Below are 23,893 nucleotides of genomic sequence, written 5' to 3' on the forward strand. Positions count from 1 at the left end.
GGGATTTCGCCGCAGATGAACCGACTCACCTACTGGATCGCAGGGCTGTGTATCGCGCTATCCGGCGCGGCCGCGCGGGCAGAGGACGCTCCGGTTGTGGTGGAGCTCTTCACCTCGCAGGGCTGTTCGTCCTGCCCGCCGGCGGATGCGGTGCTGGCCGAGCTCGGCGAGCATGCGAATGTGATCCCGCTGGCTCTGCATGTGGATTACTGGGATTACATCGGCTGGCCCGACGCCTTTGCCGATCCGGGGTTCACCAAGCGACAGAAGGGCTATGCCCGTGCCGCCGGGCGGCGCTCGATCTACACGCCGCAGATGGTGATCGGCGGGCGTTACGATGTGGTGGGGTCGCGTCCGATGAAGGTTGTCGATGCGATCAACCACGCGGCCGCCAAGCCGGCGCTGGCGCGGCTGACTCTGCTGCGCGAGGGCGATACGCTGGAGATCCGGGCGGAGCCGCTGGCGGCGCTGCCGGTGACGATGGTGCATCTGGTGCGCTACACGCCGCAGACCCGGGTCGAGATTCTCGATGGTGAGAATGCGGGCCGCGCGGTCACCTATACCCATATCGCCCATGGTTGGCAGGCCCTCGGCCGCTGGGACGGCGCCGAGCCGCTCGAGCTGAATGTCCCGGTCGAGGGCGATGATCCGGTTGTGGTGATGCTTCAGGAAGAGGGTTACGGCCCCATTCTCGCCGCCGCGCGCTTGCGCTGACGCCGGGCCTGCCGCCTGGGTTTCCAGCGGCGGTGAATCCAGAACCACTGGCCGGGATCCTCGGCGATGCGCGCCTCCAGCCGCCGCGTCGCCTCCTTCATCATCTCTACCGGATCGCCATGCGGGATCGGCGCCTCGAATACCGCCTCGAAAGAGACGCCATCGGCGCGGCGGATGCCGAAGAAGGGCACAAAGAGTGCATCTGTCTTGAGCGCGATCTCGGCGGCCGAGGTCAGGGTCGGTGCGGGCTGGCCGAGAAAGTCGATGGGGGCGCCATCGCTGCTGTAGACATCGAAGAGCAGCACGCCCATGCCGCCGCCGCGGATATGCTTCAAGAGCCCCATGGTGCCGCGCCGCCCCTGTTCGAAGACCGGGTCGGAGAGCGCATGCATATTGGCGGCGTAATGCTCGTTGAAGAACGGGTTGGCCATGGGCCGGTAAAGCCCGCCAATGCGCCAGCCGCGCGCCACCAGCGCGGCGCGCGGGGCTTCGAAATTGCCGTAATGGCCGGTGACGAAGAGCACCGGACGGCCCTCGGCGCGGGCGCGCTCGATCTCGGGCAGGCCGTCGCCGGTGACCGGCGCGTGTTGCATCCGCGCCAGCAGGCCTTTGACGTCGTAATTCTCGATCATCGTGCGCCCGGCATTCTCGGCCACGCGGTCGGCGATGGCGCGGCGCTCGGCCTCGGGCATCTCGGGCCAGACATGGGCGAGGTTGTCCATGGCGCGCTTGCGGTAGCCCGCCAGCGGCGCGATGACCCGGCGGACCGCCCAGCCCATCAGCCGCAGCCGCGTGCGATGGGGCAGGGCGAGCGCCAGCCGGATCAGCCCGCGCAGCACCCGGTCCGAGATCCAGTCGCCCCAGCCGCCCCGTGCCTTCTCCTCGCCCTTCGCCACGTGTCGCTCTCCTTGTCGTGGGCGCAGAGATAGGACGCGGCGCGGCGCGGCACAAGCGGCCGGGTGGCCGGGTCTAGCCGGGGTGGGCGAGATGGAAGCTCCGCAGCGCCTGCGCGGTCTCATTCGGCGACTGGTCGGGGAAGAAATGCCCGCCGGGGATGGCGCGCGCCTGCATATGTTCCAGCCGCTCGGCCCAGGTGGCGGGCACATCCATCAACCGCGCCATGGCGCCCTCGGCACCGTAGAGCACCTGGGCAGGGCATGCCACGCGGCGGTGCAGGTCGGCGGCGTCGTGGTGAAAATCCACGTCGATGGCGGCGCGGTAATCGTTGCAGCCGGCGCGGATCGCCCCGGGCTGCGCCCAGGCGCGGCGGTATTCCGCCAGCAGCTCGGGCGCGAAATCCGTCAGCGCCGCCTTGCCGAAACCCAGCAGGCAGCGCTCGAAATAGGTTTGCGGATCGTGGCCGATCAGGGTTTCGGGGAACGGCGCGGGCTGGGCGAGAAAGAACCAGTGGTAATAGGCCCGCGCCACCTCCTGCGTGCAATGCGAGAGCAGGTGGTGCGTGGGCACGATATCCATCAGCGTCACTGCGAGCAGGCGCTCCGGCGCATCCAGCGTCAGCCGGTGGCTCACCCGCGCGCCACGGTCGTGCCCGGCGAGGTGAAACCGGTCAAAGCCCAGATGATCCATCAGCGCCAGCATGTCGGCGCCCATATTGCGAAAGCTCATCGCCTCCATCGTCTCGGGCATGGAGCTGTCGCCATAGCCGCGCAGATCGGCGGCGATCACGGTGAAGGCGTCGGAAAGCGCCGGGATCAGAGGGCGCCAGAGCGCGCGGCATTGCGGATAACCGTGCAGCAGCAGAAGCGGCGGGCCGCTGCCCGCGATCTCATAGGCGATGCTCTGTCCGTTGATATCGGCCCTGAGGGGCCTGTCATGCGTCTGGTTCATGCCGGGCAGGGAAGCCCGGTGCGCCGGGCCCGTCAAGCGGCGCGTTTCAGTCGGTGACGATAAAGGCGACGGAGGTCAGCTCGGCGGGGATCGCCTCGCGCACGCCTTGCGAGGTCGCCATGATGAAGGATTGGGAGTCATCGTCGAGCAGGCCGAACCCGGCTTCGAATACGCTTGTGGGCGTATAGACCAGCGCTGCGGCCATGGTCGCCCCGGCCAGCAGCCCGCCGGAATTGCTGCGTGCGGGGCGACCCCGACGCATGAAGGCATAGCGCATGACATGGATGGCGAGCATCACCGCGGAGACAGAGAGCAGAGCGGCCAGCGCGTAGAAGATATAGTCGTGATACTGGGCGGGAATGCTGCCGCGCAGCAGGCTCGTTTCGATGAGGTTGCGCTTTTCGGCGATGGAGAAAATCAGATAGGCCCAGCCAAAGCCAAGCAGCAGGCAAAGGAAAGGGCGTGCGGAGGTGCAGCAGGTTTGCACGTTCGCGGCATTTCCGCCTCGGAAATACTGGGGGTCGAGACGCTCTACGCGGGTATTGAAATCGTCCCGCGTCATCTTGCGGAAAGCGTATTTCCTCATTGCCTCAGTCCTTGACCGTTCCGGGTTTTGATCGCATCGCGGTATCGCTCTGGTTGGTCGCCCGGTTCGGTATGATCCGTTTCTGTTACCACAAGTGTTAACGGCGGATTGTGGCGAATTCATGTGGCGATTGCGTCGGGGCAGCGGCTTGAAGGGGGTAATTTGAGCGAAATCCCGTTTTTTGAGCAAAAAATTCGGGTTGAGCAGGGTTGGCGGAAAATCCTGAAAAAGTATGACGTTGGGTCACCTTTCACATGTGGATAACTACATGTCGCCCGTCGCGGTCGCAGCCGGATGGTCGTTGCTGCGGTGCAGCGTCAGCGGCGCGCCCACCGCCGCCAAAACCGGCCAGTCGGAGCGATCGGCGGCACACTCTTAACGTGTGTGCCGCTGTTGTGGCACTGCTGAGGCGAAACCTCAGGCGGTCATCGCGGCGAGGATGCGCGCCCAGCTGCGGATGCCTTTATGATAGCTTTCCATGTCGTATTTCTCGTTGGGCGAGTGGATCTGATCGTCATCCTTGCCCCAGCCCACGAGCATCGCGTCCATGCCCAGGATCGACTTGAAATAGCCCGCGATGGGGATCGAGCCGCCGCAGCCGGCATAGGCCGCCGGGTCCGGCCATTCGTCCGACAGCGCCATGCGCGCCGCCTCGAACGCCGGATGCTCGGTCGACATCTGCGAGGCGGGCGAGCAGCTGTGATCTTTCCACGCGATTTTGCAGTCGGCGGGCAGCTGCGCCTCGACCCAGGCGCGGAAATTCCTGCGGATCGCTTCAGGATCCTGCGTGCCCACGAGGCGGAAGCTGATCTTGGCATGGGCCTGGCTGGGCAGCACGGTCTTGAAGCCGTCGCCGGTATAGCCGCCCCAGATGCCGTTGATTTCGGCGGTGGGCCGCGCCCAGATCATCTCCAGTGGCGTGACGCTGTCCTCGCCCGCCGGCACCGAGAGGCCGACATCGCCCAGGAACGCCTCGGAATCGAAGCCCAGCCCCTGCCATTGCGCCTTCAGCTCGGGCGACAGCTCCGGCACGCCCTCGTAAAGTGCGGGCACCTGAATGACGCCGTGATCGTCGAAGAGATTGCCGAGGATGCGCGTCAGCACACGGGCGGGATTGATGGCGATGCCGCCATACATGCCCGAATGCAGATCCTTGTCGGGACCGGTGATCGTCAGCTCTTCCCCCAGCAGACCGCGCAGCATGGTCATGATCGCCGGCGTCCTGGACTGAAACAGACCGGTGTCGCAGATCAGCGCGAGATCGGCGTTCAGCTCTTCGGCGTTCTCCTTCATGAAGGGCACCAGCGAGGGCGAGCCGCTCTCTTCCTCGCCCTCAAGGAAGAAGGTGATCTTGCAGGGCAGGCTGCCATATTCGGCCTTCCACGCCCGGCAGGCCTCGATAAAGGTCATGAGCTGGCCCTTGTCATCCGCCGCGCCGCGGCCGCGGATCACCTTGCCCTTGGGCGTCTCCTCGATGGCGGGATCGAACGGGTCGCGGTCCCAGAGCTCCAGCGGATCGACCGGCTGCACGTCGTAATGGCCGTAGAACAGGATATGCGGGCCGTCGCCGTCCACATGGCCCACCACCATCGGATGGCCGGGGGTGGGGCGCTTTTCGACCGTCACACCCAGCGATTGCAGATCCGCCACCAGCCAGTCGGCGGCGCGGTCGCATTCGGCCTTGTAGGCGGGGTCGGTCGAGATCGAGGGGATTCGCAGCAGCTCGAGCAGCCGGTCGGTCGCGGCGGGCAGATCGGTGTCGATACGGGCGAGAACGGCGTCGAGAGACATGGGCGGGCTCCTGTAGCGGGAAAATCTGCCGCGACCCTAGCAGCGCGCGCCCAGCTGTCCAGACCGCCCGGGCGTCAGCCGGCGACCACGACGAGCCCGGCCAGCACCATGCCCGCGCCAAGCGCCTGTTTAAGGCTCGGCCCCTCGCCGATCCAGGCGGCGTAAAGCAGCACCATGAGGGTTTCCACCGCGATGATCGCGATGTAGATCACCGGCAGTTCGGCCTGGCGCATCAGCCAGATCTCAGAGAGGAAGGCGATGAGAAAGCCAAGCACGGTCAATATGATACCTGGCAGGCTCTGGCCCTGTGAGGCGAGTTTTATGCCGATGGTGGCAAGCGCATAGCCGGCGGCGGTGCCGAGGACGAGAAACGGGGCGGGGGGCAGTGAGACGATGAATGCCGACATCCGGACAACCTGATAAAAACGCGAAAGCAGGGCCGCCTGAACGCGGCGGCCGGAATGAAAAAAGCAATGGTGGGACGATGCGCCGATCGGCGGCGTCTGACGAGTATGGGAAACCCGACCCGCGCCTATGACCCAAAAGTCTTGATACAAATCAAGGCCGCGACTCTTAGTCTCTTTCTAAACCGTGGACAGAAAGAGATGTGAACGTTATCCATTCACGAACCTGAATGCGGATGTGTACCGCCGCAAAGAGGCCGCGCAGCATGGATAACGACGTGGCCCTAAGATGAAGGAGGAGACCACGGTGGACTACACCGCGAAGCTCGACGACGCCCTGAACCGCCTGCATGAAGAGGGGCGTTACCGCACCTTTATCGACATCGAACGCAAGAACGGTCAGTTTCCGCACGCCACCTGGCGCAAAGCCGATGGCAGCGAACAGCCGATCACCGTCTGGTGCGGCAACGATTACCTCGGCATGGGCCAGCACCCGGCTGTGCTCGCCGCGATGCACGAGGCCATCGACGCCACCGGCGCCGGTTCGGGCGGCACGCGCAACATCTCGGGCACCACGGTCTATCACAAGCGGCTGGAGTCGGAGCTCGCCGACCTGCATGGCAAGGACGCGGCGCTGGTCTTTTCCTCGGCCTATATCGCCAACGATGCGACGCTCTCGACCCTGCCCAAGCTGTTTCCGGGGCTCATCATCTATTCCGACGAGCTGAACCACGCCTCGATGATCGAGGGGATCAAGCGCAATGGCGGCGCCAAGCGCATCTTCCGGCACAACGATCTGGCGCATCTGCGCGAGCTGCTGGAGGCCGACGATCCGCAGGCGCCGAAGCTCATCGCCTTTGAATCGGTCTATTCGATGGATGGCGATTTCGGCCCCATTGCCGAGATCTGCGATCTCGCCGACGAATTCAACGCGCTGACCTATCTCGACGAGGTGCATGCGGTGGGCATGTACGGCCCGCGCGGGGGCGGCGTGGCCGAGCGCGACCGGCTGGCGCATCGCATCGACATCATCAACGGCACGCTGGGCAAGGCCTTTGGCGTGTTCGGCGGCTATATCGCCGCCAGCGACAAGATGTGCGATGCGATCCGCTCCTATGCGCCGGGCTTTATTTTTACCACCTCGATCCCGCCGGCGGTTGCGGCGGGGGCGGCAGCTTCCATCGCGCATCTCAAGACCGATCAGGCGCTGCGCGACAGGCACCAGACCCAGGCCCGTATCCTCAAGACCCGACTCAAGGGCATGGGCCTGCCGATCATCGACCATGGCAGCCATATCGTGCCGGTGATCGTCGGCGATCCGGTGCATACCAAGCAGCTCTCGGACATGCTGCTCGACGGTTACGGCATCTATGTGCAGCCGATCAACTTCCCCACCGTGCCGCGCGGCACCGAGCGTCTGCGCTTTACGCCCTCGCCGGTGCATGGTCGGAAAGAGATGGACACGCTGATCCGCGCGCTCGACGAACTTTGGTCGCGCTGCGCCCTGAATCGGCAGGAGCTGAGCGCCTGATCCGATCACGCGAGATCACCTCACGGCGTGCTTATCGAGTGACCTCCCGCGTTTCCGCGCGGGAGGTTTTTTGTGGCTCTGCCGAACGGTCGCGTTTCGGCTCGGCGCGCTCGGCAGGGCAGAGCCCGTGCGGGATTCACTATGAAATCAGAATGGGTTCCGCGCCGATCTTACGACACATTTTGACGGATGCCTGGCAGGGGGCGTTGCGCAGAACCACGCTCATGGGGCGTGGAAAGCCTGTAAAACGGGTTGTGATGTGCTAACGTAGTCTCAATAAAACACGCAGCGCGAATCGCGAAAGCGTGAGTGGGCAGGCAATTTTTTGGGACAGCGGTGACTGGGTCGAACGCATGATCGGGCGGAAATCCCTACGTAAGCCGGAAGAGGTGGCCGAGGACGGCCCGCGCGGGTTTGACGACTTCGCGCTGCGGCTCGGTGACGTCATGCGCGGCGAGCGTGCGACGATGGGCAAATCGCTGCTTGATGTGCAGCGTGAGCTGCGCATCAAGGCGAGCTATATTGCCGCCATCGAGAATTGCGACCCTTCCGCCTTCGATACCCCGGGCTTCATTGCCGGCTATGTGCGCTCTTATGCGCGCTATCTGGGCATGGATCCCGACGAGTGTTTCCAGCATTTCTGTGCCGAGAGCGGCTTTGCCGTGGCGCATGGCATGTCCGACAAGGCCTCGACGATCCGCAAGCCGCAGGCCGGCGAAACGCCGCGCCCCGCCGCACGCGATCCGTTCGAAGAGCCGCGCATGCCTTTCGCGCCCTCGGGCGACTCCTTCCTGTCGCGCATCGAACCCGGTGCCATTGGCTCGCTGCTGGTGCTGGTCGCCCTGATCGGCGGTATCGGTTACGGTGGCTGGGCGGTCCTGCGCGAGGTGCAGCGCGTGCAGCTCGCGCCGGTGGACCAGACCCCGGTGGTGCTGAGCGAGCTCGATCCGGTCGAAGGCGCGGGCCTTCCCGAGACCGATGACGTGGCGGGCGACACCGTTGCGCGCGCCGATGGCATGGGGGCCTTCTCGCCGCCCGCCTCGGAAGCGATGGACCGGCTCTACCGTCCGCAGGCGCTCGACGTGCCGGTTCTGGTGGCGCGCGATGCGCCGATTTCCTCGCTCGACCCGGCCACAGTGGGGGCCTTTGCACAGCGCGGCATGACCCCGCCGTCGCCGGTCATGGCGCCGGACGGTTCGGAACGGCAATTCGCGCAAGCGCAGCCCTCGCAGCGCATCGCCGCTTCGGCGACGCTTCCCGGCGCGGTCACGCTGGTGGCGGTGCGTCCGGCCTGGGTCCGCGTGCGCGGCACCACCGGCAATGTGATCTTCGAGCGCGTCATGGAATCCGGCGAGACCTGGACCGTGCCGCGCGACGAGGCCGAGGCCCGGCTCAATGTCGGCGAATCCGGCGCCGTCTATTTCGCCATGAACGGTCGCACCTATGGCCCCGCCGGCCCCAGCGGGACGGTGACCAGCGATCTGCCGCTGGTGCCGGAGCTGATCAACGCCGCCTACACGCCCGCCGATCCGCAGCGCGACGGCGATCTTCAGCGCGTGCTGGCCGACATGACCCAGTTCAACGGCAACGCGGGGCAGGGTGTGCCCGGCAATCCCAAGGTGCTTGAGGATGGCGCGCCCGGCGTGATGATGATTGCCGTTCGTCCGGCCTGGGTGCGGGTGCGCGCCGCCGACGGCTCGGTGATCTACGAGTCGATCATGAATGCCGGCGACACGTTCAAGCTTCCCGCCACCGAGGATCCCGCCACGCTGCGCGTCGGCGAATCCGGAGCGATCTATTTCGCGGTGAACGGCCAGACCTATGGTCCGGCGGGCGAGCGCGGCGCGGTGACCGCCAATCTCGCGCTCTCGGTCGACAATTTGACGCAGACCTATCAGGTCGCCGACGCCTCGCGCGACGCCGATCTCGAGCGCGTCGTGGCCGAGCTGAACAGCGCCGTCGCCACCGCAGACTGAGGTTCCATCCTCCGGATCTTTGTCGCTGCGGGCTTATTCCACACGGTTTTGATTTCTGGCGCCCGGGCCGAGACTGGCGTTCGCGCGCTTGAAAGAGTACGGTTGGCGCGAATTTCAAAGGCGCCCAAGAGGAGCTTCGCGGCATGAGCCACAATCCCATCCGTCCCTGGCGCAGCATCGAGCGGCGCAAGTCGCGCCGGATCATGGTGGGCAATGTGCCCGTGGGCGGCGACGCCCCGATCAGCGTGCAGACCATGACCAACACCGCGACCACCGATGTCAGGGCGACGGTGGAGCAGGTGCAGCGCGCCGCCGAGGCGGGTGCCGATATCGTGCGCGTTTCGGTGCCCGACGAGGCCAGTTCGAAGGCGCTGAAGGAGATCGTGCGCGAAAGCCCGGTGCCGATCGTCGCGGATATCCATTTCCACTACAAGCGCGGCATCGAAAGCGCCGAAGCCGGTGCCGCCTGCCTGCGCATCAACCCCGGCAATATCGGCAGCCCCGAGCGCGTGCGCGAGGTCATCGCCGCCGCCCGCGATCACGGCTGCTCCATGCGCATCGGCGTCAATGGCGGCAGCCTCGAAAAGCACCTGCTGGAGAAATACGGCGAGCCGTGCCCCGAGGCGATGGTGGAAAGCGCGCTCGACCATATCCGCATTCTCGAGGACAACGATTTCCACGAGTTCAAGATCTCGGTGAAGGCGTCCGACGTTTTCCTCTCCGCCGCGGCCTATCAGGGGCTGGCCGAGGTCACCGACAAGCCCATCCATCTCGGCATCACCGAGGCCGGGGGGCTGACCTCGGGCACGATCAAATCCGCCATCGGGCTCGGCAACCTGCTCTGGATGGGCATCGGCGACACGCTGCGCGTCTCGCTCTCCGCCGATCCGGTGGAGGAGATCAAGGTCGGCTACGAGATCCTGAAATCGCTGGGTCTGCGCCATCGCGGCGTGAACATTATCTCCTGCCCGTCCTGCGCGCGGCAGGGCTTCGACGTGATCAAGACCGTCGAGGCGCTGGAGGAGCGGCTGGAGCATATCAAGACGCCGATGAGCCTCTCGATTATTGGCTGCGTGGTGAACGGGCCGGGCGAGGCGCTGATGACGGATGTCGGCTTTACCGGTGGTGGCGCCGGCAGCGGCATGGTCTATCTGGCCGGCAAGGCCAGTCACAAGATGTCGAACGCGCAGATGATCGACCATATCGTCGAGGAGGTCGAGAAGAAGGCTGCCGAGATCGAGGCCGAGGCCTCCAGCGCGCAGGCCGCGGAGTAACGCCGTGGCCGACGGTGCCGGAAAATTGCTGGGCACCGGCTCTGAGACCGTCCCACTTGTCGACTACACACAGATCCGCCGCTTCGAGGCGCCCTTTGCCAACCGGCGCTATCTCCGCCATATGATCCTCGGGATCTGCTGCCTGCTGTTCTGGCACACCTATGGCAACGCGCTGCTGCCCGTTTGGTTCGCCACCTTCATGCTCGCGCAGCTCGTCTATGCGCAGGTGCTGCGCCGCCTGCCGGAAAACGGGCCGCCGCAGCTGATGCGGCGCGTTTTGGGTGTGCAGGCGCTCAACAGCCTGCTGTTCTGCGTGCCCGGGCTCTCTCTCTGGATTGCCGGTGACACACAGGCGTGGCTCTATTCCCTGCTGTTTCTGACCGCGGGCGGGCTCAATGCGCTGGCGATGCGTGCGCATCTCCGCGCGGCGTTGCGCATCGACCTCGCGGTGATCTCGGCGGGGGTGCTGACCCGGATTGGGTGGCTGCTCTGGCAGACGCCGTTCGCGCCGGACAGCTGGATGCTGGCGGTGGCGATGCTGTCGCTCTATGGGGTCTTCATCAAGGCGGCGCTCGACCTGCACGGCATGCATAAGCAGTTGCAGGCGCATATCGCCGAGCGTACCGAGCGCGAGCGCCAGCGCGCGCTGAGCCGCTTCACCGGCGGCGTGGCGCATGATTTCAACAATTTGCTGACTGTCGTGCTGGGCAATATGGAGCTGGCGCGGCTGAGCGACGCGCCGGTCGAGCGCGACGCGCTGATGACCGAGGCGGAGCACGCGGCGCGGCGCGGTGCCGAACTGACCGGGCGGCTGCTGACGCTGTCGAGCAAGGCGCGGCTGAGCCCGGTCGCGCAGCTTCCCGCGTCGGTGCTCGAAACCGTGGCGGGCACCGCGCGGCGCGAGCTTCTCGGTCCCGGGCACCGGCTGACGCTGCGCGTCGCGCCGGGGCTGCGGCCGGTCTATGTGGATCCGCAAAAGCTGCATTCGGCGCTGCTTGAGCTGATCGCCAATGCCCGCGACGCCATGCAATCGGGCGGCGAGATCGTCCTGACCGTCGGGCCGGGGCCGCGCGCCGAGGGGGACATGCTGCGCTTCGGGGTCGCCGACGACGGCGATGGCGTCGCCGATCATCTGCGCGACAAGGTGTTCGAGCCCTATTTCACCACCAAGCCGCGCGGGCACGGTTCCGGGCTCGGCTTGCCCATGGTGCGCGGCTTTGTCGAGCAATCCAACGGCAAGATGGCGCTTGAGGCGCGTGAGGGCGGAGGAGTGCAGATCTGGCTCGATTTGCCGGCGGTGCCTGCATCGGTGCCACCCGGTCGCGATGGATCGGGGAGCGGAGAGGCGCGCCGCTGAGGCGCGCCCCGGGAGGGTTCAGCGGTCCGAGCGGATCTGCGCCGCGATCTCGCGCATGCTGTCGAGCGGCACGTAGCCGCGCAGCATCTCGCCGCCGAAGACAAAGCTCGGCGTGCCGTTGATCTTGAGCCGCGCGGCCAGCGCCCGGGTTTCCTGGATGCGGCGGGTGATCTCTTCGTCCGACATGCGCGCGATGATCGCATCGGCATCCAGACCCAGCGTGTCCGCGAGACGCCGCAGCACCGGCTCCGAGGGGTCACCCTCGAGCGTGATCAGCGCATCATGCATGGATTTGTAGGCCTCGGGCCCCGCCTCCATCAGCGTTGCGATGGCAAAGCGCGAGGAGGTCACCGAGGCTTCGCCTAGGATCGGGAATTCCTTCATGATGATGCGGATATTGCCGTCGCTCTCGATCAGCTCCTCGACCTCGGGAAAGGCCTTGCGGCAATAGCCGCAGCGGTAATCGGAAAACTCGACGATGGTGATGTCGCCATCCGGATTGCCGCCGACCCAGGAATAGCCGTCGCGATAGAGCGCATCGGCATTGTCCGCCACGATCTGCTCGTCGGCGGCGGCCTGCTGTTCGGCCTGCTGCGCTTCGAGCACGCTCACCGCCTCCATGATGACCTGCGGGTTCTCCATCAGATAGGCGCGGACCTGCTCGCCGAAGGCCTGGCGCTGTTCCGGCGTCATGGCGGAAAAGTCGACCTCCTGCGCCCGGGACGGGGCAGGGGCGGCGGCGGCAATCCCGGCGGCGAGCGCAAGCGCGGTGGCGGGTCGGGTCAGTCGGGTCAGCATCGGATCTCCGTTTTCTGTTTTGTCCGCTGTCAGCGGTTTTTTTCGGCACGTTGCGCCGCGTCTAGCACGTCCTGCGCGCGGCGCCATGGGGCGGAACCGCGCGGCAGCAGGCCGAGCGCGCGGGTAGCGTGAATGCCGGCATCCTCCAGGCGGCCTTGCAGCGCATAGCGCTGCGCCGTGGCCTCGGAGGCCATGCCGGCATTGCCCGCCTTGGCATAGGCCACGGCAAGGTCGCGCAGCACCCGGCTGTCGCGCCAGTCGCGGCCACGCGCCTCTTCCAGCGTCTTCAGCGCGGCGCCGTACTGCCCCGCGGCGAGCTGCGCCCGGCCGAGCCCGGCCAGGATCTGGGCGTTGCGCGGCGCCAATTGCCGGGCCTGCGAATAGACCTGGATCGCCGGGCCGGCGCGGCGGGATTCGAGCAGGATCTCGCCCTTGAGATCGTAGAGGAACGGATCGCGCGGGCGCAGCGCGATGGCGGCGTCGATGGCCTTCAGAGCGCGCGGCAGGTCAGACTGCCGGTGCCGCGCCACCGCCTCGCTCATCAGCGCGATATCGCGGCTGGGCGCCCGGTCGAGCCGCCGCAGCGTCCAGTTCGGCGCGCGCAGGAAGGCTGAGAGCTTGGCGCGGCTGCGTGCGTACCAATAATCGGCCTCCGGGTGATCGGCGGCCTTGGCGCCGGCGGCGGCAACCAGACCCTGAAGCGCGCGCAGGCGGTCGCGGGTCAGCGGGTGGGTCTGCATATATGGATCCTGACGGCGGGCGGAGAGCGCCTCCTGACCGCGAAAGATCTCCTGCACTTCCAGCGCGCCGCTCGGGTCGATGCCGGCGCGCACCAGCGTGCGGATCGAGCTGATATCGGCAGAGCTTTCCTCCGCCCTCGTATGGGCGAGGAAATTGCGCATCGCGGCGCTCTGGGTGCCAAGCATGACGCCGGCGAGCGCGTCGCCGCTGCCGGTGGCCACGCCGGTCGCCGCCGCCAGTGCCGCGCCGAGGGCGGCGGCTGTGCGGGCGCTGCGCATATTGCCGAGCCGGCGGGCGATATGGCCGTTGGTGATATGCGCCGCCTCATGCGCGATCACCGCCTGCAAGGCCTCGGGGCTTTCCAGTTTCAGGATCAGGCCGGAATGGATGAAGATGTTCTGCGTGTCGATGATGAAGGCGTTCAGGCTGTTGTCGTCGACCACGATAATGCCAACCTGCGAGGGGCTGAGGCCTGCGGCGCGCAGCACCGGCGCGGCGAGCTCGGCCAGCGCATATTCGATATCGGCGTCGCGCAGCAGCGTCACCGCGCGCGCCGGCACTGCCGAGAGTATCAGCGCCGCGGCGATCAGCAGCGCGGCCAGCGGTCTTGCGGCGGCAGCGGACATTGACCCTCCCTCACATCGCCCGTAAGCGGGAACCCGAGCCACCATGGGAGAGCGAGATGCGAAACTCAAGCCGGGGGGCGGTCGATGCCTTCATTGTGATGGAAGTGATGGAGGCGGCGCGGGCTGCCGAAGAGGCGGGGCGCCACATCGTCCATATGGAAGTGGGACAGCCGTCATCGGGCGCGCCGGCCCATGCCCGCAATGTGCTGGCGGAAACAATGAAGACGGACCCTCTGGGCTATACCATGTCGCTGGGGTTGCCGGAGCTGCGCGCCCGCATCGCGCGGCATTACGGGGAATGGTACGACATCGACCTCGATCCGGCCCGCGTGGTGGTCACACCGGGTTCGTCGGGCGGATTCGTGCTGGCCTTCACCGCGCTGTTCGATGCCGGCGACAATGTCGTTGTCGGGCGGCCCGGCTATCCCTCCTACCGGCAGATCATGAAGGCGCTGGATATCCGGCCTCTGGAGATCCCCGCCTCGGAGAAAAACGGCTATCTGCTGGCGCCGGAGGACCTTGAGGGCGTCGAGTTTCAGGGGCTGATGATGGCCTCGCCCGCCAACCCCACGGGCACGATGCTCGACAGCGAGGGGCTTGGCAAGATGATCGGGCTTTGTCAGGAGCGCGACGCGGCCTTTCTCTCGGACGAGATCTATCACGGCATCGAGCACGAGCGCCGCTCGGTCTCGGCGCTGGAGATCTCCGACGATGTCTTCGTGATCAATTCCTTCTCGAAATATTTCTGTATGACCGGCTGGCGGGTCGGCTGGATGGTGGTGCCCGAGCCGCAGCTGCGTCAGGTCGAACGGCTGGCGCAGAACCTGTTCATCTGCCCGCCGCACGCGGCGCAGGTGGCAGCGCTTGCCGCGATGGATGCGACCGAGGAGCTGGAGGAGAACCGCAAAGTCTATGCGCGCAACCGCAAGCTGATGCTGGACGGGTTGCCCAGGGCAGGGTTCGACCGTATCGCGCCGCCGGACGGGGCCTTTTACGTCTATGCGGATGTCAGCCACCTGACTCATGACAGCCGCGCCTTTGCCGCCGAGATCCTCGACAAGGCCGGGGTCGCGGTAACGCCGGGGCTCGATTTCGATCCCGCGCGCGGTGGCGGCACGCTGCGGTTTTCCTATGCCCAGGGCACGGCGGAGATCGAGGAAGGGCTCGACCGTCTGCGCCGCTTCATGGAGGCGCGCGGCTGAGCCCAGATTTTTCGTACGAAAAATCTTGTGAGCGTCGCGCGGGGTGCGAATCCCGGGCGCGGCGTGGTAGGGTCGGAAAAACCATAATCGAACGGGCGGATGAGCAGGATCTTCCTTTGTATCGCGGCGCTTTTCATCGCCGCCAGCGCCGCCGCGCAGGATCTCGGCGGGCGGGCGCTTTTTACCGAGGGCCGCGTCACCGATGCGCGCTGGGGCGGGGCGGCGGATCTGTCGCTCTCGCTCAGCCAGGGCGTGCCATGGCGGGCCTTCACGCTGACCGATCCCGCCCGGCTGGTGGTGGATTTCCGCGAGGTCGACTGGACCGGCGCCGACGCGGCGCAGATGGATCGCTCCGATGCGGTCACAGCGCTGCGCATGGGCGGCTTCCGCTCCGGCTGGTCGCGGCTGGTGGCCGCCCTTGAGGCGCCCATGGTGATCGGCGAGGCGGGCATGACCGTCGCCGAGGGCTCGGGGACTGCCGAGCTGCGCCTGCGGCTGCTGCCGGCGAGCGCAGACGAGATGCAGGCCGCCTCCGGCGCTCCGCAGGATCCGCGCTGGGATCTGCCGGCGCCCTCCGTGGTGGCGCCCGCGCCGCGCGCCGCGGACGCGCCGCTGCGCATCATGCTCGATCCGGGCCATGGCGGCATCGACCCCGGCGCCGAGCGCGACGGTGTCAACGAGGCGGATCTGATGCTGACCTTCGCCCGCGAGCTACGCGACGTGCTGCGCCGCGCCGGCTTCGAGGCGGTGCTGACCCGCGACGCCGATCACTTCGTGTCGCTGGAGGGCCGCGTGGCGCTGGCGCATGAGGCGCGCGCCGATCTTTTCGTGTCGTTGCATGCGGATGCCATCGAAGAGGGCATCGCCCATGGCGCCACCGTCTACACCCTGGCCGAAGACGCCTCCGACGCCGCCTCCGCCGCGCTGGCCGAGCGCCACGACCGCGACGACATCCTTGCCGGGCTCGATCTCTCGGGCTCCGACGACCGTGTCGCCAATGTGCTGCTCGATCTCGCGCGGCTCGACAATACGCCGCGCAGCCTGTCGCTGGCGCGCCACCTCGTGGATGGCATCGAGAACGCCGTGGGCCGGGTGCACAAGCGCCCGTTGCGCCGCGCCGGGTTTTCGGTGCTGAAGGCCGCTGACATCCCCTCGGTGCTGATCGAGGTCGGGTTCCTCTCGACCGCGCAGGATCTGAAGAACCTCCAGGATTTGGCCTGGCGCGCCGGCATGGCGGCGGGCATCCGCGACGGCATAGAAGCCTGGGCCATCGAGGACGCCGCGCTGGCCCGCCTGCGGCGGCAGTAGGACGCAACGGCAACCGGCGGCGCGCCGCTTTCACAAGCGCGTGTGTTTTGACCGCGGCCCCGGCACGTTATAAAGGGGGCGGACATCTTGAGGGGCTCCCTGCGTGACTCGGTTTATCTTCTCTTTCTTCGGCGGCATCTTCAGCGTTCTGACGCTGGGCTTGATGATGATCGCGCTGACCATCGGCGCGGTGTTCTGGATGTATGGCCAGGACCTGCCGAGCCATGAGAGCCTCGCGCAATATACCCCGCCGACGATCAGCCGGATCTATTCGCAGCAGGGCCGGGTGATCGACGAATTCGCCCAGGAGCGGCGCCTGTTCACCCCCGCCGACCAGATCCCCGATCTGGTGAAGCAGGCCTTCATCTCGGCGGAAGACAAGAATTTCTACACCCACCAGGGCTATGACCCGCGCGGCATCGCCGCCGCCGCCATCGACGCGGTGAAGTCGCGCGGTCGCGACGTGCGTGGCGCCTCGACGATCACCCAGCAGGTGATGAAGAACTTCCTGCTCTCAGGCGATCGCCGCGCCGAGCGCAAGATCAAGGAGATCATCCTCGCCAGCCGCGTCGAGGGCGCGCTCAGCAAAGACAAGATCCTCGAGCTTTATCTGAACGAGATCTTCCTCGGGCAGAACTCCTATGGCGTTACCGCCGCCGCCCAGACCTATTTCAACAAGAGCCTGTCGGAGCTGGCGCCGAACGAGGCCGCCTTCCTTGCCTCGATGCCCAAGGCGCCGTCGGATTTCCATCCCGTACGCAACAAGGACCGGTTGCTCTCGCGCCGCAACTACGTGCTGCGCGAGATGATGGAAAACGGCTATATCGACGAACCAACCTATGAGACGGAGGTCGCCAAGCCGCTGCTTTCGGTACAGAACGGCGATTACGAGCCCTATCAGGATTCGCTGCCGCCGCGCGATTACTTCACCGACGAGATCCGCCGCCAGCTGACCGAGGATTTCGGCGAGGGCGAGTTCTTTTCCGGCGGTCTCAGCGTACGCGCAACGCTCGATCCCGAGATGCAGGTGGAGGCGGCAGAATCGCTGCGCATCGCGCTGGAGCAATACGACCGCGGTCTCGGGCGCTGGCACGGCACCGGCAAGACGCTCCCCGAGGACTCGCTCGGCAGCGAAGAGGCTTGGCGCGCGGCGCTGGCCGGCACATCCGTCGCTCGCGACATCGACCTTGAAAGCCAGTGGCTGCCGGCGGTGGTTCTGGAGGTCGGCGATCAGTCGATGCGTCTTGGCATCGAGGACGTGGCCACCGACGACCCGCGCGGCAATTCCGTGCCGCGCAACGATATCGCCTGGATGCGCGGCAGCTTCCGCGACAATTTCGAACCCGGCGATGTGGTGCATGTGCGGGCCATGATCGAGGATGGCGACGGCAGCTTCATCCGCTGGACGCTGCGCCAGGTGCCGGACGTGCAGGGCGCCTTCATGGCGATGGACGTCAATACCGGCCGGGTGATCGCCATGCAGGGCGGTTTCTCTTATCAGGATTCGGTTTTCAACCGTGCCACCCAGGCGCAGCGCCAGCCGGGCTCCTCCTTCAAGCCCTTCGTCTACGCCTCGGCGCTGGATTCCGGTTTTGCGCCCTCGACCATCATCATCGATGCCCCCATCGAGATCGACACGCCGCAGGGCGTGTGGCGGCCCAAGAACTCGTCGAACACCTATTACGGTCCGACGCCGCTGCGCACCGGGATCGAGCAGTCGCGCAATCTGATGACCATCCGTCTCGCGCAGGAGATCGGCATGGACACGGTGGCGCGCTATGCGGAGAAATTCGGGGTCTATGATCGTATGGGCCGGGTGCTGGCCAATGCGCTCGGCGCCGATGAGACCACGCTTTACAAGATGATCTCGGCCTACGCGATGTTCGCCAATGGCGGCGAGCGGGTGGAGCCGACGCTGGTCGACCGGGTGCAGGACCGCTATGGGCGCACGATCTACAACCACGAGAGCGCCAAGGGCAACGAACGGGTCTGCGAGGATTGCGCCGATCCCAACCTGCCGCCTGGGCGCGGCCCGACCATCCGCAACAACCGCGAGCGCATCATGGACGGGGTGACCGCCTATCAGCTCACCTCGATGATGCAGGGCGTGGTGCAGCGCGGCACCGCCTCGGGTGTGGTCAACCTGCCGGTGCCCACCGCCGGCAAGACCGGCACCACCAACGACGCCAAGGATGTGTGGTTCATCGGCTTTACCTCGAACGTGGTGGCAGGCTGCTATATCGGCTACGACACGCCGCGCCCGCTGGGCCGGGGCGCCTATGGCGCCTCCATGTGCGGGCCGGTGTTCCAGCGCTTCATGACCCAGGCGGTGAAGAAATACGGCGGCGGGCCGTTCAAGGTGCCCGAGGCCTGCGAGTTCATCAAGATCGACCGCTTCACCGGTGCGCGTCTGGGCGAGGGCGCCTCGGGCCCGAACGTGGTGGCCGAGTGTTTCCGCCGTGGCGAAGAGCCGATCTTCGGCATCCAGCTCGATGGCGGCTGGGCGATGACCGGCAATTTCGACGTGATCCAGCCCGACGGCTCGACCCGTGCCCGTCAGGTGACGACCTCCACTGGCAAGAAAGCCGTGGTGGGCCCCAAGGCGAGCTTCGGCACGCTGAGCTCGGGCGGGCTTTATTGATCCAGAGAGTGGTGGGTTTAAAACCCACCCTACGGGGTTTGCGACGGCGGCGCGAGAGGGCGGGCGGTGTGCGGTCTGGCCGATGTGGTGTGAGTATTTTTCAGAAAGATGAAGCGGCAGGTTCCGCGTCCGCGAGCGAGAGGAAGCGCGCCAGCAGGTCGGCCTCGGGATCTCGGGTCAGCAGGCCGCTGCTGCGCCAGGCGATTGAGAGGGCGCATTTCGCCGCCGCCCAGTGCAGCATCCCGGCGGGGCTGACGCCGCTTGCCGCGGCCCAGCGTGCCGCGCGGGCGCGGATGATGGCGGGATCGCGCAGGGCGTCGCCCATGCCGCGCGGATTGCGGAAGGCGTTGGCCCGCTCATAGGGGCGGGGGCCGAGCACGCCCTTGGCGTCGATGGCGCGCGGGCCCGCCCCGGTCAGGATGACATTGTCGTGGTGCAGATCGCCATGCAGCGGGCGGAGGCCCTGATCGTCGCGGAACAGCGTCTCCGCCAGCCGGATCGCGCGGCGCATATCCGCGCGCAGGCTCGGTGCGCAGTCCGCGCCGATGCGCAGCGCAAAGAGCTTTGCCGCGTAGTCGGGCAGGGCGATGGGGCGGAAATCCGGCGGGAAGCTGTGGCGGAAACTGGCCTCGGCGAGGCGGGCGAGGATCTCGCCGGCCTCTTCGTCCCGGCCCGCGCGCGCCAGATCGCCCAGCGGCGGGCCGTCGAGCCAGCCAAAGAGCGCCGCGCCTTTGTCGGGGTCGGCATGGATCACGCCGCAGGAGAGTGCTGGCCCCGCGGCCGCCAGCCAGGCGAACCCGTCGCGCTCATTGCCCGGGTGGCCGCGATGATAGAGCTTCAGCGCCGCCGGCGCGCCGCCCTGCTGCCGCACTTTCCAGACCTGCGCAAGCGCCGTGCGCGCCACCGCCTGCGGGTCGGAGAGCTGCCAGCGGTCCAGCCAGATTTCCGCCGCGCGATCTTTGTCCGTCATCTCCCGCCCTGCCGCTTGTCGAATGCCCGTCTCGTTGGTATCACCCAATCTCTGACGACACGATGCCGAGAGAGCCAGCCATGCGCGCCGAGACCCAGAAATCCGTCGACAAGATCGAGAAATCGCTGGACCTGCTGGGCCAGCGGCTCGACTGGGAGACCGCGCCGCACCGGCTCGAGGAGTTCAACGCGCGGGTCGAGGACCCCAACCTCTGGGACGATCCGCAGGCGGCGCAGAAGCTCATGCGCGACCGGCAGATGCTGGTCGATGCGATGGAGACCTATAACTCGATCAAGCAGGAGCTCTCCGACAATGTCGAACTGATCGAGATGGGCGAGATGGAGGAGGACGAGGAGGTCGTCTCCGAGGCCGAGGCCGCCATCGCAGCGCTGGCCGAGAAGGCCGGCCAGAAGGAGCTGGAGGCGCTGCTCGACGGCGAGGCGGACGGCAACGACACCTTTCTCGAAATCAATGCCGGCGCCGGCGGCACCGAGGCCTGCGACTGGGCGCAGATGCTCCAGCGCATGTATGTCCGCTGGGCCGAAAAGCGCGGCTACGATGTCGAGCTGCAATCGGAGGAGCCGGGCACCGAGGCGGGGATCAAATCGGTGGCCTACAAGATTTCCGGCCCCAACGCCTATGGCTGGCTGAAATCGGAATCCGGCGTGCACCGGCTGGTGCGGATCTCGCCCTTCGGCAAGGGCACGCGCGAGACCTCCTTTGCCAGCGTCTGGGTCTATCCAGTGGTCGACGACAATATCGAGATCGACGTGAATCCCTCCGAGATCCGCATCGACACCTACCGGTCGTCCGGCGCGGGCGGGCAGCACGTCAACACCACCGACTCGGCGGTGCGGATCACCCACATGCCCACCGGCATCGTGGTGACCTCGTCTGAGAAATCCCAGCACCAGAACCGCGATATCGCCATGAAGGCGCTGAAATCGCGGCTTTATCAGATGGAGCTGGACCGCCGGAACGCCGAGATCAACGCCCAGCACGAGGCCAAGGGCGATGCCGGCTGGGGCAACCAGATCCGCTCGTACGTGCTTCAGCCCTATCAGATGGTGAAGGATCTGCGCACCAGCCACGAGACCAGCGACACGCAGGGCGTGCTCGACGGCGATCTCGACCCGTTCATGGCGGCGACGCTGGCGCAGCAGGCCTCGGGCAAGTCGCGCGCCGACGCGCAGGCGGACTGATGCCGGCGGGGTAGTATTCCGCTACTACCCGCGCCCCGCCGCTGTGCCCTAGGCTGCGCCTGAGCACAGCAAGACGCGAGGGGGATATCGTGGCCAAAGCCATTCACAGCATGATCCGGGTTCTCGACGAGGACCGCTCTGTCGCCTTCTACCGCACCGCTTTCGGGCTGGAGATCGCCGATCGGCTCGATTTCAGCGACTTCACCCTGATCTATCTCAGCAATGCCGAGACGGGTTTCGAGGTCGAACTGACGGTGAACAAGGGCCGGACGGAACCCTACGATCTCGGTGACGGTTACGGCCATCTGGCGGTGTCCGTGGCCGATCTCGACGCCGAGCATGCGCGTTTCGAGGCGGAGGGGCTGAACCCGCGCAAGCTGGTGGAATTCGCGCCCGACGGCAAGCTGGTGGGGCGGTTCTTCTTTGTCGCCGATCCCGACGGCTATCAGATCGAGGTGCTGGAGCGCAGCGGCCGATTTCAGTAACGGGGCCTGCTGCCTTGGTCGCATGGCGCGATTGACAGCGGGGGCTATAATCTGGCCATCTGCGCGGTGTTAGCGCCGCAAGCGCCGATGGAGGAGAGTGCCGATTACCCCTGTGACCGATCATATCGACAGAGTTGTGAAGACCGTGGGTTCGGACCGGGCGGCGGCGATGTCGTCGCTGGCGGCGTCCTGGCGGCGGTCGATGCGCCATCACGGGCTCGATCCGTCCGAGCGCCGCGCGCCCGAGCGGCTCGATCAGCGCGCGCTGCACGAGCGGCGTTTGCGGGTCGAGCGGTTTCTGCTGGTGGCCGGGCCGAAGCTCGACCAGCTGTTCGGCCTGGTGGGCAGCTCCGGCTGCGGCGTGCTGCTGACCGATGACGCGGGGCTTGTGCTGGATCAGCGCTGCGCCGATGCCGACAGCGCGGTGTTCCGGGACTGGGGGCTCTGGCCCGGCAGCGACTGGAGCGAGGCCGCCGAGGGCACCAACGGCATCGGTACTTGTCTCGCCGAACAGCGCCGGGTGACCATCCATCGCGGCGATCATTTCCTTGCGCGCAATATCGGCATGAGCTGCATGGACGCGCCGATCTTCGGCCCCGATGGTAGCGTGCTGGCGGCGCTCGACGTCTCTTCGGCCCGGGCCGACCAGACCGAGGGCTTCAACCGGCTGATTGCCGCGACGGTGGCGCAGACCGCGCGCGCCATCGAGGCGGATTTCTTCCGCGCCTCCTTTCCCGATGCGCGCATCGTGGTGGGCGATGGCGACGAGAGCGAGGCGTCGGTGCTGGTGGCGGTCGATTCCGACGATCTGGTGGTCGGCGCTACGCGCGGCGCGCGCAAGGCCTTCCGGCTGGAGGCCAAGGGCGCGTTGAAGCCGCGCCCCGCCGCCGATCTCTTTGGCCAGGGCGATGGGCCCACCGGGTTCGAGAAAGCCGAACGCGCGGCGGTGGTACGGGCGCTGACCCGCGCCGACGGCAATGTCTCGCAGGCGGCGCGCGCGCTTGGGATCGGCCGTGCGACGCTCTATCGCCGGATGAAGCGGCTGGGGCTCGGCGACTAGCCTCAGATGAGCTCGGCACGGATCGCCCGCAGCCGTTCAGCCAGCGCGTCGGCCACCCGCCGAATGCGCGGGCTGCGCGCCTTGTCCTCGTGCAGCGCCAGATAGAGCGGGCGCAAGAGCACCGCGTCATCCACCGGCACCAGCCCCGCCGGGCGGCCTAGAAACACCGGCAAAACCGCGATGCCGAGGCCCTGTCGCGCCGCAGCCAGCATGCTCGGCGGATCGCCGGAATAGAGCGCCACGGCGCGGTTGCCCGCCCAGTTCCGCGCCCAGGCAAAGACTTCGCCACTGCTGTTTTCCGGACGGATCACCGCCTCTGTCGCCGCATCCGGCGCGCGGTAGGGGCGATAGGAGACCTCGGCGAGCTTGCGGGCGCGGATCGTCCGACCCTCCGGCGCGCCCACCCGGAGCGCGATGTCGATCTCGCCGCTTTGCAGATCGGACCGCGCCGCCAGCCCGTCGAGGCGGATCGAGAGATCCGGGTGATCGGCCAGCAGTCCGCCCAGCAGCGGCACCAGGATCCGCGCCTGAAACACCGGCGGCGCCGAGATCCGCACCGGCCCGCCCGCATCGGCGCCCCGCGCCCGGCGGGCGAGCGCCTGCGCGGCCTCTTCCATCGCCTCGGCCTCGGGCAGCAGCGCGTCGGCCTCCGCCGTCGGGCGCCAGCCGCGCGGCAGCCGGTCGAAGAGCTTCAGCGCCAGCGCGCGCTCCAGCCGGTCGATCCGTCGCGCGACGGTGGCGTGTTCGACCCCCAGCTCACGCGCCGCGCCCGAGAGCGAGCCCTGACGCATGAGCGCGAGAAAGACGGTCAGGTCGTGCCAGTTCATCGGGGCGTTTTCTCACATTTATGGGGCGCTTTTTCTGGATTCCCGGGAATTTCCGCACAGATATCCTTGCGGCAGTTCGCAGAGAAAGGAAATCCCTTGCTGGACAAACCCGACACCGCCGCGCCGGCGGAAATGCTGACCCGCCGCTTTCTAGAGGCGCTTTTCGCCGGGGACATGGGGCAGGTGCTCGACATGGTCGCGCCCGATGCCGTGTTCATTCCCGCGCGCCGCGAGGCTTCGGCGGCCAACCCGCTCTTTGGCACCTATTCCGGGCCGGAGGGCGCAGCGCTGTTCTTTGGCCGCTTCGGCGATCTCTTCGCGCCGGAGCGGTTCGACATCGCCGCCGGGTTTGGAGACGCCCACCGCGCCTGCCTTTTCGGGCGGCTGCGCCACATTGTGCGGGCCACCGGCAAGACATTCGCCTCCGACTGGGCGCTGGTCACCGAGTGGCAGAGGGGCAAACTTGTGCTTTATCACTTCTACGAGGACACGGCGGCGCTGGCGGAGGCCATGACCGCCTGACCCTCCGTACGGGCGCAAAGGTCTTGCGCC

The 23,893-nt window shown here is 66.9% G+C and carries 21 protein-coding genes; 12 read left to right on the forward strand and 9 right to left on the reverse strand.

What is annotated here, in order from left to right:
* The first annotated feature begins 15 nt into the window (after positions 1–15).
* Complete coding sequence (locus tag I6N89_RS12015) at positions 16–714, forward strand: DUF1223 domain-containing protein (RefSeq protein ID WP_207018691.1); 699 nt, start codon at positions 16–18, stop codon at positions 712–714.
* Here I6N89_RS12015 and I6N89_RS12020 read toward each other — a convergent pair.
* The 5 genes from I6N89_RS12020 to I6N89_RS12040 all read right to left on the reverse strand — a co-directional run bounded on the left by I6N89_RS12020 (position 678) and on the right by I6N89_RS12040 (position 5,346).
* Positions 678–1,610 (reverse strand): lysophospholipid acyltransferase family protein, encoded by a 933-nt coding sequence (locus I6N89_RS12020; protein ID WP_207018692.1) that lies wholly within the window; start codon positions 1,608–1,610, stop codon positions 678–680. The genes I6N89_RS12015 and I6N89_RS12020 overlap by 37 nt on opposite strands.
* A 73-nt stretch (positions 1,611–1,683) precedes the next feature.
* Positions 1,684–2,562, reverse strand: a complete 879-nt coding sequence (locus I6N89_RS12025; RefSeq protein WP_207018693.1) for an alpha/beta fold hydrolase — start codon at positions 2,560–2,562, stop codon at positions 1,684–1,686.
* Positions 2,563–2,608: 46 nt separating this feature from the next.
* Positions 2,609–3,148 carry a hypothetical protein gene (locus tag I6N89_RS12030; protein ID WP_207018694.1) on the reverse strand — a complete coding sequence of 180 codons (540 nt, stop codon included), beginning with the start codon at positions 3,146–3,148 and terminating at the stop codon, positions 2,609–2,611.
* A gap of 417 nt (positions 3,149–3,565) precedes the next feature.
* Entirely contained in the window at positions 3,566–4,939 is a 1,374-nt protein-coding gene (locus I6N89_RS12035; protein ID WP_207018695.1) for a M20/M25/M40 family metallo-hydrolase, read from the reverse strand.
* Positions 4,940–5,013: 74 nt separating this feature from the next.
* Positions 5,014–5,346 carry a 5-aminolevulinate synthase gene (locus I6N89_RS12040; protein WP_207018696.1) on the reverse strand — a complete coding sequence of 111 codons (333 nt, stop codon included), beginning with the start codon at positions 5,344–5,346 and terminating at the stop codon, positions 5,014–5,016.
* A 304-nt stretch (positions 5,347–5,650) separates the two neighbouring features.
* On the opposite strand from I6N89_RS12040, the gene hemA reads away from it, so the two are divergent.
* The 4 genes from hemA (at position 5,651) to I6N89_RS25755 (ending at position 11,481) form a co-directional block, all read left to right on the forward strand.
* The gene (gene hemA / locus I6N89_RS12045; protein ID WP_207018697.1) at positions 5,651–6,874 is read left to right on the forward strand and encodes a 5-aminolevulinate synthase; all 1,224 of its coding nucleotides are present in this window, start codon (positions 5,651–5,653) and stop codon (positions 6,872–6,874) included.
* Positions 6,875–7,227: 353 nt separating this feature from the next.
* Positions 7,228–8,850, forward strand: coding sequence for a helix-turn-helix domain-containing protein (locus I6N89_RS12050; RefSeq protein ID WP_207018698.1), 1,623 nt, complete (start codon positions 7,228–7,230; stop codon positions 8,848–8,850).
* Between the two features lie 143 nt (positions 8,851–8,993).
* Positions 8,994–10,124 (forward strand): flavodoxin-dependent (E)-4-hydroxy-3-methylbut-2-enyl-diphosphate synthase, encoded by a 1,131-nt coding sequence (gene ispG / locus I6N89_RS12055; protein ID WP_076706117.1) that lies wholly within the window; start codon positions 8,994–8,996, stop codon positions 10,122–10,124.
* A gap of 4 nt (positions 10,125–10,128) precedes the next feature.
* A complete protein-coding gene (locus I6N89_RS25755; protein ID WP_207018699.1) occupies positions 10,129–11,481 on the forward strand; it encodes a sensor histidine kinase in 1,353 nt (450 codons plus the stop codon).
* Between the two features lie 18 nt (positions 11,482–11,499).
* Here the strand turns inward: I6N89_RS25755 and I6N89_RS12065 are convergent, their stop codons facing one another.
* Positions 11,500–12,279 (reverse strand): DsbA family protein, encoded by a 780-nt coding sequence (locus I6N89_RS12065; protein ID WP_207018700.1) that lies wholly within the window; start codon positions 12,277–12,279, stop codon positions 11,500–11,502.
* Positions 12,280–12,308: 29 nt separating this feature from the next.
* Positions 12,309–13,646, reverse strand: coding sequence for a M48 family metalloprotease (locus I6N89_RS12070; RefSeq protein WP_207018701.1), 1,338 nt, complete (start codon positions 13,644–13,646; stop codon positions 12,309–12,311).
* A gap of 56 nt (positions 13,647–13,702) precedes the next feature.
* On the opposite strand from I6N89_RS12070, the gene I6N89_RS12075 reads away from it, so the two are divergent.
* From I6N89_RS12075 to I6N89_RS12085, 3 genes are all read left to right on the forward strand, one after another.
* Entirely contained in the window at positions 13,703–14,848 is a 1,146-nt protein-coding gene (locus tag I6N89_RS12075; RefSeq protein ID WP_207018702.1) for a pyridoxal phosphate-dependent aminotransferase, read from the forward strand.
* 99 nt (positions 14,849–14,947) lie between these two features.
* Positions 14,948–16,156 (forward strand): N-acetylmuramoyl-L-alanine amidase, encoded by a 1,209-nt coding sequence (locus I6N89_RS12080; RefSeq protein WP_207018703.1) that lies wholly within the window; start codon positions 14,948–14,950, stop codon positions 16,154–16,156.
* A 103-nt stretch (positions 16,157–16,259) separates the two neighbouring features.
* Positions 16,260–18,797 carry a penicillin-binding protein 1A gene (locus tag I6N89_RS12085; protein ID WP_207018704.1) on the forward strand — a complete coding sequence of 846 codons (2,538 nt, stop codon included), beginning with the start codon at positions 16,260–16,262 and terminating at the stop codon, positions 18,795–18,797.
* 100 nt (positions 18,798–18,897) lie between these two features.
* Here I6N89_RS12085 and I6N89_RS12090 read toward each other — a convergent pair whose 3' ends face one another.
* Positions 18,898–19,767, reverse strand: coding sequence for an aminoglycoside phosphotransferase family protein (locus I6N89_RS12090; protein ID WP_207018705.1), 870 nt, complete (start codon positions 19,765–19,767; stop codon positions 18,898–18,900).
* Positions 19,768–19,847: 80 nt separating this feature from the next.
* Between I6N89_RS12090 and prfB the strand changes: the two genes are divergently transcribed.
* The 3 genes from prfB to I6N89_RS12105 all read left to right on the forward strand — a co-directional run bounded on the left by prfB (position 19,848) and on the right by I6N89_RS12105 (position 22,514).
* Positions 19,848–20,969 carry a peptide chain release factor 2 gene (gene prfB, locus I6N89_RS12095; RefSeq protein WP_207018706.1) on the forward strand — a complete coding sequence of 374 codons (1,122 nt, stop codon included), beginning with the start codon at positions 19,848–19,850 and terminating at the stop codon, positions 20,967–20,969.
* Between the two features lie 89 nt (positions 20,970–21,058).
* Entirely contained in the window at positions 21,059–21,454 is a 396-nt protein-coding gene (locus I6N89_RS12100; protein WP_207018707.1) for a VOC family protein, read from the forward strand.
* Between the two features lie 103 nt (positions 21,455–21,557).
* The gene (locus tag I6N89_RS12105) at positions 21,558–22,514 is read left to right on the forward strand and encodes a helix-turn-helix domain-containing protein (protein ID WP_380659264.1); all 957 of its coding nucleotides are present in this window, start codon (positions 21,558–21,560) and stop codon (positions 22,512–22,514) included.
* 2 nt (positions 22,515–22,516) lie between these two features.
* Here the strand turns inward: I6N89_RS12105 and I6N89_RS12110 are convergent, their stop codons facing one another.
* Positions 22,517–23,341: a LysR family transcriptional regulator gene (locus tag I6N89_RS12110; protein ID WP_207018708.1), complete on the reverse strand. Its 825-nt coding sequence runs from the start codon at positions 23,339–23,341 to the stop codon at positions 22,517–22,519.
* A 96-nt stretch (positions 23,342–23,437) separates the two neighbouring features.
* Between I6N89_RS12110 and I6N89_RS12115 the strand changes: the two genes are divergently transcribed.
* Positions 23,438–23,863 (forward strand): nuclear transport factor 2 family protein, encoded by a 426-nt coding sequence (locus I6N89_RS12115; protein ID WP_207018709.1) that lies wholly within the window; start codon positions 23,438–23,440, stop codon positions 23,861–23,863.
* Positions 23,864–23,893: the final 30 nt, after the last annotated feature.

This window comes from Salipiger abyssi, from assembly GCF_017311415.1.
GTDB lineage: Bacteria > Pseudomonadota > Alphaproteobacteria > Rhodobacterales > Rhodobacteraceae > Salipiger > Salipiger abyssi_A.